The sequence below is a fragment of the Sulfitobacter sp. genome (genome assembly GCF_036960155.1).
GTDB lineage: Bacteria > Pseudomonadota > Alphaproteobacteria > Rhodobacterales > Rhodobacteraceae > Sulfitobacter.
In genome coordinates, this window is the sequence record NZ_JBALWB010000001.1 from 193,308 (window position 1) to 209,210 (window position 15,903).

Sequence of the window (15,903 nt, forward strand, 5' to 3'; positions counted from 1 at the left end):
TACGTTCATTGATTACCGAACGTTAACATGGCCCAACTCCAAGGAAAGTGTGACCTAACGGCACGAAAAATACTCATCAATCTTGTCTAAGCGCTTCATTTATCAGCGAGCTGTTATTTTGTCCAAAATGGAATGAGTTTGTTTCCGTGACGTTTAACCTTGAACTGACTGGGAAGCTTTGACAAACCAGTGGTGTGCCCGCAAAAGGGCACCTAAAGTACCAACCTTTTTCGTCAGTATCTCGTTTGGAAACAACCATGACCATTAAGCATCTTGTCACCCATTCAGGCGGTTTTCACGCGGATGAGTTGCTGTCTTCCGTTGTGCTCACCCGACTGTTTCCAAATGCGCAGATCCTACGCACACGGGATCGCCAGTGGATAACGCCTGCAGCTGACAAGATCATTTATGATGTTGGCGGCGACTATGACACTGCTGCACAGATCTTCGATCACCACCAACGTCCCGGCCCTTTGCGCGATGACGAACAACCCTACAGCTCTTTTGGCCTGATATGGGCCCATTATGGTCGTGACTATCTGGCCGCGATGGATGTACCTGCAGGCGACATCGAGGAACTACACAGTCAATTTGACAACAAGTTTGTCCTGCCTATTGATCTGCTGGACAACGGCGCGATTGAACCCTCTGTTGCGGGCCCTCTTTCGATCCTGACACTACCCTCCTTACTGGGTAGTCTGAAACCCGTTTTTGATGACGCGTCGCCAACCGCTGATGACGATGCATTCCTTGCTGCACTCCCCATAGCCCGCAGCTTTGTAGAAGCAAAAATTCGCAACTACGCGGCAAAAGCCCGTGCGCATAGCATCGTTCTGGGGGCCATCACCAACGCGGGCACCTCCCCGATCCTCGAATTACCGATGGGCATGCCTTATCGTTCCGCGCTTGACGATGCTGAGGCCGAACACATGCTGTTCGTGATCAATCCGCGTGGTGATGACTGGACCCTCAACGGCATTAAGATTTCGAATGACACGTTTGAACAGCGCGCCGATCTTCCGGCCGCATGGGCCGGATTAACAGACGTCGCCCTCGAGGATGCGAGCGGCGTAAAGGGTGCGAAATTCTGCCATAACGCCCGCTTTATCGCGGTTGCAGCGTCACGTGAGGCCATCTTGGAGATGGCCCTTATCGCGGTGCGCGAACTGGGTTAAACACCTCTTTATTAGCTATCGAATGGCAAGTATAATAACTGACTGACAGCGCAAAAAATTTGTGAGCAGAGCGTCACAAATTGCAGGTGCCACGCATAGCCTTTCTTCCTTGGTAGCCTTGGGTCCAGGCAGTAACTTTGCAAGTTAGCGTTGAGGCGACGAAACCAGCTTCCCCAGATGTCCGCATTGTGGAAGTAGCACTCCAGCGCCAATCCCGACTACAACAGCCAGCTTCGGGCTCTGATCGCCGATCTTAGCAATCAGCGCTCAACCAGTATTTTTCGTACAGACTCTAGGCTCAATGCCAGTCTCTGGGTGTGGATTACGGGCAATTCAGTCACGATGAGCAACGCAAGTTGATTACGGGAAAGACGTCTGACTCAGCTTTACCGCAACAATCAAGCAGGGATCAAGTGTGGGGCTGAACATGGGAACGAATCGAAAATTTTTATATATTTTTCATAATTCCAGTCACTTACGTGAAGTAAGTGGCGGAGACGAAGGGATTCGAACCCTCGAACGAGTCACCCCGTTACTCCCTTAGCAGGGGAGCGCCTTCGACCACTCGGCCACGTCTCCACCGACGCGTATAGCCAAGCAAACATGGGTATTACAAGCCGAAAATACCCAATTTTCTAAATTTACGTCCGAGACTTCAAGATCGGTGAAATTAGCCCATTGAAACACTGAACACGCGGGCTTGGCGGGCGTGTAGGTAGCTTCCCTCACAGCGAAATCGCCTTGGGGTCCGACCGCTGCGCCTGCTCGCCTCAATTCGTTTAGAGTTACCTGCGCAAAGGAACTGAAATTATCTATGGGCTGACCGATGAACCCCGGGGATTTCAGCTCTATTTTGTGAAAGATCCAATGGGAATAATTCTCATCGCATTACCTCATCAAAAATAAAACCAAACAAGTTCCCCTCAAGATTCCTCATTCGAATAGATCGTCGAAAATCCCCTTAACGATCTATTGAGCCCGTTGCAGGATGGTCACAAGCTCATGACATGAAAGAATAAAAGGGCTCCCTTTCATAGACGAAGTATTTTGAGAGGCTTGAGCCACTTCAATGTGATTTGCCTCCGTAACGCCCAGTTCTGACAGGCAGCGAAGGCCCATTTCCATCGACCACTCACGCAGATCGATAATACCCCTACCCCGGCCAGAGGTTGCAAAGCAGATGTCAATTTGCCCCAGAACCCAATGCAGCCGTGTGTGAATATCAGTTCCTTTCTGTGAATGTTCTAGATGTGACTCCAGAGCTGCAGGCAACAATATTCCGCAAATTTCACCATGCGGTGCAGCCGTCATGCCGCCGATCACCCCTGCAAAACCGTGAACGACCCCCAACCCCGAATTCGCCAGTGCCAAACCACCACAGGTGCTAACCCACGCCATGTTATCCCATGCCTCAGGCGCATCATCCTCGACCAACGCACGCAACGCCATTAACCCGGTCGGAATTGCGCTGATGCAAAGAGCGTCGGTCATTGGGTTTGCTTTGACCGACAGATAGGGTTCGATGACCTGCGTAATTGCGTCCAGTGCAGCCGCAAGGGCAACACGTCTCGGCGCACCTTGCATCAGGCCCGCATCAACAATGGCAATATCGGGCACCATTCCTGGATCACGCAGGCTGACCTTAACACCTTGCTCTGGCACCGCGATGACGGCGTTTTTAGTGACTTCCGCCCCCGTTCCTGCCGTTGTTGGAAGGGCAATCATCGGCACAGGAGCATGTTCCAAAGCACGTCCAGAACCAACCACTTCAAGGTATTCTTGAGGCTGACCAGAGCACCGCAAAAGCGCGGCCAGTGCTTTGGCAAAGTCGATAACAGATCCGCCCCCGAGCGCGATGACAACATCGGGTGAAAATCCGGTTAGTGCCGCCAATGCCTGCTCAACCTCTGGCAATGTAGGTTCATTCCTGCAACTGATGGTGCGGGCTTGCAGACCCGCATCGTCGCAAGATTGGATTAACCACTGTGCACGGGCGGCATTTGCGCCGTGAACAACGAGAACTTTGGAACCATACGCAGCGGCCATTTCGGCAGCACGAAGGCTTTGGCCACGCCCGAAATGAAGCGCCTGTGGACTGAAGAACGAAAATGCCATGCTGATCAAACCTACTTCAAAACAGCATCGTCGCTTGGACAGCCCGTTGCCAAGCCGCGTATTTTTCGCTCCGAACGGTTTCATCCATAGCTGGTAGGAATTGGGCATCGCGGGCCCATGACGCTGCAAAGGTTTTCTGGTCGGGGTAGATCCCTGCCCGCATCCCAGCAAGCCAAGCAACACCAAGCGCGGTGGTTTCATGATTTTTAGGTCTGTCCACTGGTGCGGCGATGATGTCAGACAGGAACTGCATCGCCCAATCATTGGCGGACATACCGCCATCCACGCGCAAGGTTGGCCGCACGCCCGTTGCCTGCCAATCCTCTGACATCGCCTCTAGTAAATCGCGGGTTTGATAGCCCACGCTTTCCAGCGCAGCCTTGGCCATCTCTGCGGGTCCTGTGCCACGGGTCAGACCAAAGGCTGCACCACGGCATTCAGGGTTCCAATACGGCGCACCCAGCCCTACAAAAGCGGGTACAATAACTGCATTCTGGGTCGGATCAGCCTGCTCAGCCAATGCCTGTGTTTGCGCCGCATCATCGATAATCTGCAACCCGTCGCGCAACCACTGCACAACCGCCCCAGCCACAAAGATGGATCCTTCGAGGGCATAGGTGGGTTTGCCATCCAGCTGATATGCAATCGTCGTGAGCAGCCGTTTTTTCGAATTCACAGGCGCCTCGCCAGTGTTCAGCAATGCGAAACACCCCGTTCCATAGGTTGATTTCAGCATACCGGGTTCAAAACACGCCTGCCCTATTGTGGCGGCTTGTTGGTCCCCTGCGACACCGTAGATCGGCACCCCTGCCCCAAACAGATCAGGCGTAGTATGGCCAAAATCGGCGGCGCAATCCTTGACCTGCGGCAACATCGCCATGGGGATGTCCAACAGTCCACAAATGGTGCTGCTCCAGCGTCCTTTGTGGATGTCATACAGCATCGTGCGCGCTGCATTTGTGGCATCCGTGACATGTTCAGCACCGGCTGTCAGCTTCCAAATCAGATAGCTGTCGACAGTACCGAACAACAGCTCGCCTTTGGCGGCCCGTTCGCGCGCGCCTTCAACGTGGTCTAGAATCCACGCCAGTTTGGTGCTTGAAAAATAGGGATCCAGTAAAAGACCCGTACGCGCGGAGATCATCTCTTCATGACCAGCGTCGCGCATGCTGCGGCATTTGTCAGCGGTCCGCCTGTCCTGCCAAACGATAGCATTGTGGATTGGTTCGCCTGTCTGCTTATCCCAGACAATAACCGTTTCGCGCTGATTGGTGATCCCAATGGCGGCGATCTGATCGGATGAAATTTTGGCGGTCTCCACGGCTTTCAGACAGGTTGCTGTCGTCGTGGTCCACAGATCATTTGGGTCATGTTCGACCCAGCCTGATTGCGGGAAATGTTGAGTGAATTCTTCTTGGGCGCTTGCAACGACGCTCATTGCTTCGTCAAATACGATTGCACGGGTGGATGTTGTGCCTTGGTCGATCGCCAGAACATAGGTCATGCGCGCACCTTTATTATTTAGGTTGCAGAAATTGCTGCCGCTCGGGTGCGGTTGCAAATCTTACCAAACGGTCGCAGCCCGTCCAGTCACAAAAGTTGAAAGGGGAGATTGAGGGTTGGGGGCCAATTTCTTGGCCCCCAAAGTAGTGCTTACTGCCAGGATTTGATCAGCTCGTCATAAGAGATCGTTACCGGAGCTTCGTCTTCGTTTGCCAGTTTCGCTTTTGGCGAACCGGGCTGAGACAACCAGTACTCTGGATCCATCTCGTCGTTCATGACGGGTCCAATATCACCTTGAACACCTGCACGCTCCAAACGGATCAGGACTTTTTCCTGATCTGCGCAAAGTGCATCAAGTGCCTCTTGTGGGGTTTTCGCACCGGACATTGCGTCGCCGATGTTCTGCCACCACAGCTGAGCCAGCTTTGGATAGTCAGGAACGTTGGTACCTGTTGGAGACCACTGAACACGCGCAGGCGAGCGGTAGAATTCAATCAAACCACCCAGCTTAGGTGCACGCTCGGTAAAGCTCTCGTGTTGGATCGTGGATTCACGAATGAATGTCAGACCAACGTGGCTTTTCTTTACGTCCACAGTTTTGGATGTAACGAATTGCGCATAGAGCCAAGCCGCTTGTGCACGGTCAACTGGTGTAGATTCCATCAAAGTCCATGAACCAGCATCTTGGTAGCCGATTTTTGTGCCTTCAGTCCAATATGCACCGTGTGGCGAAGGTGCCATACGCCACTTTGGCGTGCCATCTTCGTTCATTACGGGCAGATCAGGTTCTACGGACGCTGCAGTAAATGCAGTGTACCAGAACATCTGTTGGGCAACGTTACCCTGTGCAGGAATTGGGCCCGCCTCAGAGAATGTCATACCAGCAGCGGCCGGTGGAGAGTATTTATCCAACCATTCGATTGCTTTGGTCACAGCGTAAACAGCAGCTGGACCGTTGGTTGCACCACCACGTGCCACACAGGAACCAACCGGTTGTGACTTTTCGTTTACGCGGATACCCCATTCGTCAACTGGCAGGCCATTTGGCTCACCGATGTCGCCGGCACCAGCCATGGACAGCCACGCATCAGTATAGCGCCAACCCAAGGATGGGTCTTTTTTGCCGTAGTCCATGTTGCCAAAGACTTCGCCTTCTACGCCCAAACGTGACAAATCACGGCCAGTGAAGAATTCTGCGATATCCTCATAGGCAGACCAGTTGACTGGAACGCCCAGATCATAGCCGTACTTTGTTTTAAAATCGGCTTTGTTCTGCTCGTCGTTGAACCAATCATACCGGAACCAATACAAGTTCGCGAACTGCTGATCTGGCAACTGATAGACTTTTCCATCTGGACCAGTGGTAAAGGACAGACCGATAAAGTCTTCCAGATCAAGGTTAGGGTTGGTTACAGCCGCACCCTCACCCGCCATCCAGTCGGTAAGGTTACGCGCCTGCTGGTAACGCCAGTGCGTACCGATCAGGTCAGAGTCGTTGATATAGGCGTCATAGATATTTTCGCCGGACTGCATTTGTGTTTGCAGTTTTTCAACAACATCGCCTTCACCGATCAGGTCATGTGTAACCTTGATGCCTGTGATGGCTTCAAACGCTGGCGCAAGAACAGTGGACTCGTATGTGTGAGTACCAATTGTCTCAGAGACAACATTGATCGACATGCCTGAATAAGGCTGAGCCGCATCAACAAAAAACTTTAGTTCAGCCTCTTGATCAGCGCGTGAGAGCGTCGAAAGCTCGCCAATTTCCGTGTCCAGAAATGCTTTTGCAGCATCCATGTCCGCGAACGCAGGTGCACCAAGCATGCACGCCACAACGCTAAGCGCTGTCGTTCCTTTAAGTCGCAAGTTCATTTTTGTTCCTCCCTAAAAATAGAACAGTCGAAATGGGTTAGGTATTGAAGTTCAAAACCTTCCCAATTTTACCTCAATTAAACCCAGCGAAAGACAGCCAAGGCGTAAAAGAAGCTTACAATCAACGCACCCCACTGGGGTCCGCTGAGTAGTCCAAGCCAAGCCAGATTAATAAAGGCCGAGCCCAATAGCGTGATGAACAGTCTGTCACCCCGCGTTGTTTCCATCCGCAAGATGCCCATACGCGGGACCTCGGGATATTTGATCGCTAGGATCGTGAAAGTTACCAAGGTCGCCGCAATAATTCCGAAGAATGTAGCGGTCTGCCATGTCCATGCCATCCATTCCATGTCGATCTCTCCTTAAACGCGGCCCAGGGCGAAACCCTTGGCGATATAATTGCGGACAAAATAGATGACCAAAGCACCGGGCAAGATTGTCAAAACCCCTGCCGCTGCCAGAACACCCCAATCGATACCCGCAGCACCCACAGTTCGTGTCATCGTCGCCGCAATTGGTTTGGCGTTCACGCTGGTCAATGTCCTGCTCAACAACAGCTCAACCCAGCTGAACATGAACAAGAAGAACGCTGTCACACCGATACCCGACGCAACAAGCGGCGTGAAAATACGGATAAAGAATCGGGGGAACGAATAGCCGTCGATATAGGCGGTTTCGTCGATTTCTTTTGGCACGCCGCGCATGAACCCCTCAAGGATCCAAACCGCCAATGGCACATTAAACAGACAGTGCGCCAACGCCACTGCGATGTGCGTGTCAAACAACCCTACCGAGCTGTAAAGTTGAAAGAACGGCAGTGCGAACACGGCGGGCGGCGCCATTCTGTTGGTCAAAAGCCAAAAGAACAGGTGTTTGTCACCCAGGAACGTATAGCGGCTAAAAGCGTATGCCGCAGGCAGTGCAACAGCCAATGAGATCACCATATTCATGACAACATATGCCATCGAATTCAGGTAGCCCGTGTACCATGACGCATCAGTTAGAATGGTCAGGTAATTGTTAAATGTCAGGTCATTAGGCCACAGAGTGAACGAGTTCAAAATCTCTGAGTTTGTCTTCAGGCTCATCATCACCAACCAGTAGATTGGCAACAACAAGAACAGCAGATAAAGCCCCATCACAATGGCACTGCCTTTGATCTTTGGCAGCGTAAATCCACGCGATTTCCCGTTGGAGTTGGTAAGATCAGACATCAGTGGCCATCCCTTTTGTCGAGGTTCGTCATCACGGTGTAAAAGACGTAAGACACCAGCAAAATCACGAGGTAATACATAATCGAGAAGGCAGCAGCGGGACCAAGGTCAAACTGTCCAAGCGCCATTTTGACCAAATCAATCGACAAGAACGTCGTGGAGTTGCCCGGTCCCCCACCCGTCACCACAAATGGCTCGGTGTAGATCATAAAGCTGTCCATAAAGCGCAACAGAATTGCGATCATCAACACACCCATTATTTTGGGCAACTCAATGAAACGGAACACTTTCCAGCGACTTGCTTGGTCGATCTTTGCGGCCTGATAGTAGGCATCAGGGATCGATTGCAGACCAGCGTAAGCCAACAGCGCAACAAGCGAGGTCCAGTGCCAGACATCCATAACAATGACGGTAATCCAAGCAGCATAGAAGTCTTGGGTGTAGTTATAATCAATACCGATGGCATCCAGCGTATAGCCAAGCAAGCCAATATCAACGCGGCCGAAAATCTGCCAGATGGTGCCAACCACATTCCATGGAATGAGCAGCGGCAAGGACATCAGCACAAGGCAAAGAGATGCCCAAAATCCCTTTTTCGGCATGTTCAGTGCGACAAACACACCCAACGGAATTTCGATCGCCAAGATAATGCTGGAGAACGCGATTTGGCGGCCCAAAGCAGACCACATGCGTTCGGATTCCATCATTTCCTTGAACCATTCAAGGCCAGCCCAGAAGAACTTGTTGTTCCCAAAGGTGTCTTGGATCGAATAGTTCACAACCGTCATCAACGGGATCACGGCAGAAAACGCGACCAACACCAAAACGGGTAAAATGAGGAACCAAGCTTTTTGATTAACCGTTTTATTCATGGTGCGTTCCTTTTCGCAGAATGAGCGGTAAAATGTTCAAGGTCATATCAGGCCACCTTCGGCGCAACACGCCAGCTGTCGGAATAAACGTTGATACCTGCCTGATCAAAGACAACACGGTTCATATCCGGCGAAATATTTGCGCCCTCAGGGGCAATCACATTGATTTCGGTACCGTGAAAATCTGCGCGTACAATTTTATGGCGACCCACATCTTCGACACGTTTGATTGTCACAGGTAGGCCTTCGCCCCCCTCCGCTAGGGAGGTGAATTCTGGCCGCACACCAATCTCTGTTTTACCCGTTAGATCGCCGTACCCTTGGCCCAACGATATCTCATTGCCCGCCAGCACGGCCTTGTCGCCCATCACCTTGGCATCCAACACATTCATGCCCGGTGAGCCGATGAAATAGCCAACAAACGTATGCTCAGGTGTTTCAAACAATTGTTGCGGTGTGCCCATTTGCACAACGCGGCCGTCATACATAACCACAACCTTATCCGCAAACGTCAGCGCCTCGGTTTGGTCATGTGTCACATAGATCATCGTGTGGCCAAATTCGTGGTGAAGTGATTTCAACTGTGTGCGTAGCTCCCACTTCATATGCGGGTCGATCACGGTCAGCGGCTCATCAAACAGCAACGCATTCACGTCTTCACGCACCATGCCACGGCCTAGCGAAATCTTCTGCTTGGCATCAGCCGTTAGGCCGCGGGCCTTACGGTCCAATGTGGCCTCCATGCCAATCATCGCGGCAATTTGCTGAACACGGTCGCGCACATAATTTGCGTCCGCTCCGCGATTGCGCAGCGGAAAGGCAAGGTTATCGCGCACTGTCATTGTGTCGTAGACAACCGGGAACTGGAACACCTGCGCGATGTTACGCTCGGAGGTGGGCGCGCCAGTCATGTCGCGGTCATTAAAAAGGATACGCCCCTGACTTGGCGTGACCAAACCGGAAATAATATTAAGCAAAGTAGACTTGCCGCAGCCAGAAGACCCCAGCAACGCATAGGCCTCACCGTCAACCCAATCATGGTTGAGTTCCTTGAGCGCAAAGTCGTCTTCGTTTTTCGGGTTGGGCAAATATGAGTGCGCCAAATTCTCTAAGGTGATTTTTGCCATTGTGAGTTCCCCTCAGGCCGCGATTGCATAAGATGCAGGCGCAACCGACGTGCCATCTTCTGCAAAAATGTAGATGTGGATTGGGTCGAGGTAGACGTTCAAAGAGGCACCGATCTCCAAATCCTTCACCCCGTGGATCAGCCCAACCCAGTTTTCGCCATGATGATCCAAATGGACAAAGGTTTCAGACCCAGTGATTTCTGTCACATTTAGAGTACCCGAAAACTCAAGCGCATCTGATGCCGTTTTCTGCAGCTCAAGATGGTTGGGACGAAACCCTGCCACATAGTTCCCGTCAGCAAGACCTTCAAACGTGCCAGACGCAGCAGCCGCCTGCCCGTCTCCAAACAACAGGCGATCACCTGACTTGCGGATATTGAGGAAGTTCATCGGTGGATCAGAAAACACCCGCGCAGTTGTGGCATTAACGGGCTGTCTGTAGACTGTTGGCGTTTTGCCGAACTGGGTGATCTTACCCTCCCACATCGCCGCAGTATTGCCGCCCAACAACAGCGCCTCTTCGGGCTCGGTTGTGGCGTAAACAAATATGGAGCCCGCTTCTTCGAAAATCTTGGGGATCTCTGCGCGCAATTCTTCACGTAGCTTATAGTCAAGATTGGCCAGTGGCTCATCCAGCAGCACAAGACCCGCATCTTTCACAAGCGCGCGCGCAAGGGCGCAGCGCTGCTGCTGGCCACCTGACAGCTCAAGAGGTTTACGATCCAAGAACGCCCCCAGCTTCATCAATTCGGCGGCTTTCTTTACCGCAGCATCGATCTGCGCAGCAGATTGTTTGAGCAACCGCATCGGGCTAGCGATATTGTCGTAAACCGTCATGGAGGGGTAGTTGATGAATTGCTGGTACACCATCGCAACACCGCGATCCTGAACCCGCAAACCGGTCACATCCTTACCGTCCCAGATGACCTTGCCAGTGTTTGGCACATCCAGCCCAGCCATCAATCGCATCAGCGACGTCTTACCCGACGACGTTGGCCCAAGCAGCACGTTCATCGTGCCACTTTTCAGCGCAAGATCGGTTGTGTAGATATGCGTCTGGCCTTCAACAACCTTTGAAACGCCCTCTAGAACAAGTGACATTCTCTCTCCCCTTCGTAATTCAAACTGCGCGTTTTTTTGATGATTTAACGGCGACATCGGCCATCCAATCATCCAGCGCTTTTATCTCATCAGCCGTCAGCCTCAGACCCAATTTGGACCGGCGCCATACGACATCTTCTGCGCAGCGCGCATATTCGTTTTCAATCAGCCAATCGACTTCGCGAGCTGTCAGGTTGGTGCCAAAGTTTTGCCCTAGATCTGCTTCGCTTTTTGCATCCCCCAGAACCTCAAAGGCATCCATGCCGTAGGCACGAACCAATCGAGCAACCCAGCGTTCGTCCAAGAACGGATATTGCGTGCGCAACAACGCCTTCAAAGGCTCAACCCCATCAACCGGGAAATCACCGCCAGGTAAGGCTACGCCAGCCGTCCATGGCTTTTGCGTATCTGGAAAGAAGGCTGCGATCTCTTCCAGCGCTGTTTCAGCCAACCTGCGGTATGTGGTGATCTTCCCGCCAAACACATTCAAAATTGGCGCACCGGCCGATTGATCAACCTTCAGAACGTAATCGCGCGTTGCCGCAGTGGCAGATGAAGCCCCATCATCATAAAGCGGGCGCACGCCCGAATAGGACCAAACGATATCGTCTTTGGTGACAGGTTTCTTCAAATATTTCGACGCGAAATTTATTAGGTAATCTTGCTCTTCTTCCGTGCAAACTGGTTTGACCGACGGGTCAGAATGTTCGGCGTCCGTGGTCCCGATTAAGGTGAAATCAGTTTCATAGGGGATCGTGAAAATGATCCGCCCATCTTCACCCTGGAAGAAATAGCATTTGTCATGGTCATATAACTTGGATGTGACAATATGACTGCCCCGCACCAGACGAACACCCTCAGTCGCGTTGATCCGAACTGTGTTGCGAATGATATCGCCCACCCATGGACCACCAGCATTGACCAGCATACGCGCAACAACCAGCCGGCGCTCTGCGCTGTCTTTGTCTTCTAACGTAACATGCCAAACGCCGTCATTCTGCTCTGCCGAGACAACCTTGGTACGCACATTGATCCGTGCGCCGCGCGCTTCGGCGTCGCGGGCATTCAAAACAACCAAACGGCTGTCTTCGATCCAGCAATCGGAATACTCATATGCCTTTTCGAACCTGTCCTGCAGCGGCGCACCCTCAGGCGCGTTTGAAAGGTTCAGGGAGGTCGTCCCCTTTAGAATTTTGCGCCCACCCAGATTATCATAAAGAAACAGGCCGAACCGAATAAGCCAAGCAGGCCGACGGCCTTTCATCCATGGCATCACAACATTCAAAATTTTCGAAGTTGGCGTATCGCCCTCAAACCGCATGTCTTTGTGGTAGGGCAGAACAAACCGCATCGGCCATGAAATGTGGGGCATCGCTTTTAGGAGGGTTTCGCGCTCAATCAATGCTTCGCGAACAAGGCGAACTTCCCAATATTCAAGATAGCGCAAGCCTCCGTGAAACAGCTTGGTAGATGCGGAAGACGTGGCCGAAGCCAAATCATTCATTTCAGCAAGCTCAACACTTAACCCGCGACCAACAGCGTCACGCGCAATGCCACATCCATTAATTCCACCACCAATGACGAAAAGATCCACGACAGTATGGTTTGCGTGCTGGTTCAATGAAGCGTTCCCCTGTTTTGCCAGCGTTCTCACTCAGAATCCGGCACTTGGTAAATGAACGCGAAATCGCCAAACAAATCAATAACGAATGTTCGTTTATGTTCCTTTTCGCATAAGCGCCCGAATATGAAGCGCTTTTCTTTTCGATTTTGTCGAATTCTCCACCTGACAGATCACATCACCTTGACGAAAACACAGGAGTGTTGATTATTATCCTCAGGATGTACACTACGTGACAGAGACCTTGCGCAGTCTATGAACAGGACTAGGGAGACGTTAGTGGCGTCGAATTTTAGGCAAAAAGAGATTCTTGAACTGGCTCGAAAAGAGGGCAAAGTCACTGTCGATGGTTTGGCCGAGATGTATGATGTTACAGTTCAAACCATCCGGCGAGACCTGTCGGATCTGGCGGATAGTGGACGCCTGCAACGGGTTCATGGCGGTGCAATCGCCACGTCAGGCGTTGTGAACATACTGTACGAAGAAAGACGCCGCCTGAATGAAACAGGCAAGCGCGAAATCGCTGAACGATGCGCAAAATCAATTCCTGACAGCGCATCGGTTTTTATGAATATCGGAACCAGCACCGAGGCCGTTGCGCGCGAGCTGCTCGATCACGAGAACCTGTTGGTGGTTACCAACAACCTGAACATCGCCCATATCCTTGCCGCCAATCCGACCTGCAAGATCATCCTGACAGGAGGTGAGCTACGCCGCACAGACAGTGGTATTGTCGGCGGTTTGACAGCTGAAATGGTGAAACAATTCAAATTCGATTATTCGGTATTGGGATGCTCTGCCATTGATGCCGACGGTGATCTGCTTGATTTCGATGATCAGGAAGTCATGGTTAGCAAGGCAGCAATCCAAAGGTCCCGACAAGTTATGGTTGTCGCGGACAGCATCAAGTTTCTGCGCAAAGCGCCGCTTACCATCTGTTCGTTGGCAGATGTGGACATACTGTTCACAAACTGCGCGTTGACCAAAGAGCTACAAGCGAATTGCGACAACTGGAATACAACAGTAGTTGCATCCTGACACCCCTACCCGCGCAGCAGTAGAAAACGACAGCCTGTTAGGTAAACAGGGTCAGCTACACAAACAGGGTTAGCTCGGGCGTCCTAAATTAGTTGTTAAACAGGAAGTGAAGAACATCGCCGTCTTTGACAGTGTACGCCTTCCCTTCCGCGCGCATTTTGCCTGCCTCTTTGGCTGGGCCTTCACCACCCAAGGACACAAAATCATCATACGCGATGGTCTCTGCACGGATAAAGCCTTTTTCAAAGTCACCGTGGATCACACCAGCCGCTTTGGGCGCTGAGGTGCCCTGCTTGATGGTCCATGCGCGCGCCTCTTGGGGCCCTACGGTGAAATATGTCTCAAGGTGCAACAACTCGTAGCCTGCGCGGATCAGACGGTCGAGGCCCGCTTCCTCAAGGTTCATATCATCAAGGAACATTTCTGCGTCTTCGGCGTCGAGCTGGCTGATCTCTTCTTCGATCTGGGCGGAGATGATCACAGCTGAGTTGCCCTGCGCTTCGGCCATTTCGGCCACGGCCGCGGAATGCGCGTTGCCCTCGGCCGCGTCTGCTACGCTCACGTTACAGACATACAATACAGGCTTGGTCGTGAGCAGTTGCAGCATACGCCAAGCTTTTGCATCGTCCTCGTCCACTTCAACGGTCCGGGCGGGTTGGCCTTCTTCAATCGCGGCTTGAGCTTGGGCCAGAAGGCGGTCTTGTTGAACCGCGTCTTTGTCATTGCCTTTGATCTTGCGCACGAGGCCAGTGCGGCGTTTCTCAATGCTCTCCAGATCGGCGAGCATCAGTTCGGTATCAATGGTTTCCGCATCCGCAACAGGATCAACGCGATCCTCGACGTGTGTGACATCATCGTCCTCGAAACAGCGTAGCACATGGGCAATCGCGTCTGTCTCGCGGATGTTGGCAAGGAATTGGTTTCCAAGGCCTTCACCTTTGGAAGCGCCCTTTACCAGACCAGCAATATCCACAAACGTCATGCGTGTAGGGATGATCGATTTTGACTTGGCAATGGCGGCCAATTGATCAAGGCGTGCGTCCGGCACGGCGACTTCGCCGACGTTCGGCTCAATCGTACAAAAGGGAAAATTGGCAGCCTGAGCAGCCGCAGTGCGGGTGAGCGCGTTGAAAAGCGTTGATTTGCCTACGTTCGGCAGACCTACGATACCCATTTTAAAACCCATGACAGCGTCCTCTTTTGCGTTTGCGCCGTGTTAGGGTGTCACGGCCCGTTACGCAAGGGTGAGCAGCCAGACCATAATCCGGCGCACGCACACAACCGCCTCGTTTTTATTTCTACTTCTCCAGACAGCGGTTTTCAACGAATCCGTTGCGCCACCTACGCCTTGCGCATTGATTTCCGCGTTTGAATTGGGCATTGCAACATGAACACTTCCGAAAGGCCCTACCATGACACGTATTGACGCAAAATTCGCTGACCTCAAAGCCAAAGGCAAAAAGGCATTTGTGTCCTATATTATGGCAGGTGATCCCGACTTTGACCGTTCATTAGAAATCGTACGTGGCCTTCCCGCTGCTGGTGTCGACATTATCGAACTGGGCCTACCCTTTACTGATCCAATGGCCGACGGTCCTACAATCCAATTGGCAGGGCAACGTGCACTGGACGGCGGCATGACACTATTACGCACATTGGAGCTGGCCACCGAGTTCCGCAAAGACGATGACACGACGCCAATTGTATTGATGGGTTATTACAACCCGATCTACTCCATGGGCGTCCCAGCCTTTTTAAAGGCAGCTAAAGCAGCGGGCATTGATGGTCTGATCGTGGTCGACCTACCACCCGAAGAAGACAGCGAGCTGTGCCTGCCAGCACATGAGGCAGGCCTGAATTTTATCCGATTGGCCACCCCCACAACGGATGACAAGCGCCTCAAGCGTGTTGCGCAGAACACATCCGGTTTTGTCTATTATGTTTCAATCACAGGAATCACAGGCGCGGCTGAAGCCGATGCTGGCGACGTATCCCCAGCCGTTGCGCGCATCCGTGAGGCGACAGGCCTGCCCGTTGTTGTTGGCTTTGGCGTGAACACTCCTGAAAAATCCCATGCGATTGCAAAAGTCGCTGATGGCGTTGTTGTTGGCTCGGCCATCGTGAGTCAGATCGCGGCCCAAAAAAGCACCGATGAAGTGCTCGCATTTGTAAAATCATTATCAGACGGTGCGCACTCAGCCTGAGGCCGGTTTGAGACGCGCAAAAATGCTCTGTTGATTTGACGGTTTGTAATTGGTAAACAAA

13 protein-coding genes and 1 tRNA gene are annotated in these 15,903 nt (G+C 52.2%); 3 read left to right on the top strand and 11 right to left on the bottom strand.

From position 1 onward, the window contains the following. The first annotated feature begins 257 nt into the window (after window positions 1–257). Window positions 258–1,175, top strand: coding sequence for an MYG1 family protein (locus V7775_RS00795; protein WP_335749951.1), 918 nt, complete (start codon window positions 258–260; stop codon window positions 1,173–1,175). Window positions 1,176–1,664: 489 nt separating this feature from the next. Here the strand turns inward: V7775_RS00795 and V7775_RS00800 are convergent. The 10 genes from V7775_RS00800 to glpD all read right to left on the bottom strand — a co-directional run bounded on the left by V7775_RS00800 (window position 1,665) and on the right by glpD (window position 12,600). Continuing rightward, window positions 1,665–1,754: transfer RNA gene (locus V7775_RS00800), tRNA-Ser, on the bottom strand. Between the two features lie 390 nt (window positions 1,755–2,144). Further along, a complete protein-coding gene (locus tag V7775_RS00805; protein WP_335749952.1) occupies window positions 2,145–3,290 on the bottom strand; it encodes an iron-containing alcohol dehydrogenase in 1,146 nt (381 codons plus the stop codon). Between the two features lie 16 nt (window positions 3,291–3,306). Continuing rightward, window positions 3,307–4,794, bottom strand: coding sequence for a glycerol kinase GlpK (glpK, locus tag V7775_RS00810; RefSeq protein ID WP_335749953.1), 1,488 nt, complete (start codon window positions 4,792–4,794; stop codon window positions 3,307–3,309). Between the two features lie 149 nt (window positions 4,795–4,943). After that, the gene (locus tag V7775_RS00815; RefSeq protein ID WP_335749954.1) at window positions 4,944–6,665 is read right to left on the bottom strand and encodes an ABC transporter substrate-binding protein; all 1,722 of its coding nucleotides are present in this window, start codon (window positions 6,663–6,665) and stop codon (window positions 4,944–4,946) included. 77 nt (window positions 6,666–6,742) lie between these two features. Beyond that, complete coding sequence (locus tag V7775_RS00820; RefSeq protein WP_335749955.1) at window positions 6,743–7,015, bottom strand: DUF2160 domain-containing protein; 273 nt, start codon at window positions 7,013–7,015, stop codon at window positions 6,743–6,745. Between the two features lie 12 nt (window positions 7,016–7,027). Continuing rightward, window positions 7,028–7,879: a carbohydrate ABC transporter permease gene (locus tag V7775_RS00825; protein WP_335749956.1), complete on the bottom strand. Its 852-nt coding sequence runs from the start codon at window positions 7,877–7,879 to the stop codon at window positions 7,028–7,030. Continuing rightward, complete coding sequence (locus V7775_RS00830) at window positions 7,879–8,751, bottom strand: carbohydrate ABC transporter permease (protein WP_335749957.1); 873 nt, start codon at window positions 8,749–8,751, stop codon at window positions 7,879–7,881. The genes V7775_RS00825 and V7775_RS00830 overlap by 1 nt, the downstream gene beginning before the upstream one ends. A 47-nt stretch (window positions 8,752–8,798) precedes the next feature. Further along, window positions 8,799–9,878 (bottom strand): ABC transporter ATP-binding protein, encoded by a 1,080-nt coding sequence (locus V7775_RS00835; protein WP_335749958.1) that lies wholly within the window; start codon window positions 9,876–9,878, stop codon window positions 8,799–8,801. A gap of 12 nt (window positions 9,879–9,890) precedes the next feature. Then, a complete protein-coding gene (locus V7775_RS00840; protein WP_335749959.1) occupies window positions 9,891–10,979 on the bottom strand; it encodes an ABC transporter ATP-binding protein in 1,089 nt (362 codons plus the stop codon). A gap of 19 nt (window positions 10,980–10,998) precedes the next feature. Continuing rightward, a complete protein-coding gene (gene glpD / locus V7775_RS00845) occupies window positions 10,999–12,600 on the bottom strand; it encodes a glycerol-3-phosphate dehydrogenase (RefSeq protein ID WP_335749960.1) in 1,602 nt (533 codons plus the stop codon). 279 nt (window positions 12,601–12,879) lie between these two features. Between glpD and V7775_RS00850 the strand changes: the two genes are divergently transcribed. Next, the gene (locus V7775_RS00850) at window positions 12,880–13,638 is read left to right on the top strand and encodes a DeoR/GlpR family DNA-binding transcription regulator (RefSeq protein ID WP_335749961.1); all 759 of its coding nucleotides are present in this window, start codon (window positions 12,880–12,882) and stop codon (window positions 13,636–13,638) included. Between the two features lie 88 nt (window positions 13,639–13,726). Here the strand turns inward: V7775_RS00850 and ychF are convergent, their stop codons facing one another. Beyond that, on the bottom strand, window positions 13,727–14,824 hold the full coding sequence (gene ychF / locus V7775_RS00855) for a redox-regulated ATPase YchF (RefSeq protein ID WP_335749962.1): 1,098 nt from the start codon (window positions 14,822–14,824) through the stop codon (window positions 13,727–13,729). 226 nt (window positions 14,825–15,050) lie between these two features. Here ychF and trpA point away from each other — a divergent pair, with 226 nt between their 5' ends. Beyond that, window positions 15,051–15,842 carry a tryptophan synthase subunit alpha gene (trpA, locus tag V7775_RS00860; protein WP_335749963.1) on the top strand — a complete coding sequence of 264 codons (792 nt, stop codon included), beginning with the start codon at window positions 15,051–15,053 and terminating at the stop codon, window positions 15,840–15,842. Window positions 15,843–15,903 lie beyond the last annotated feature (61 nt).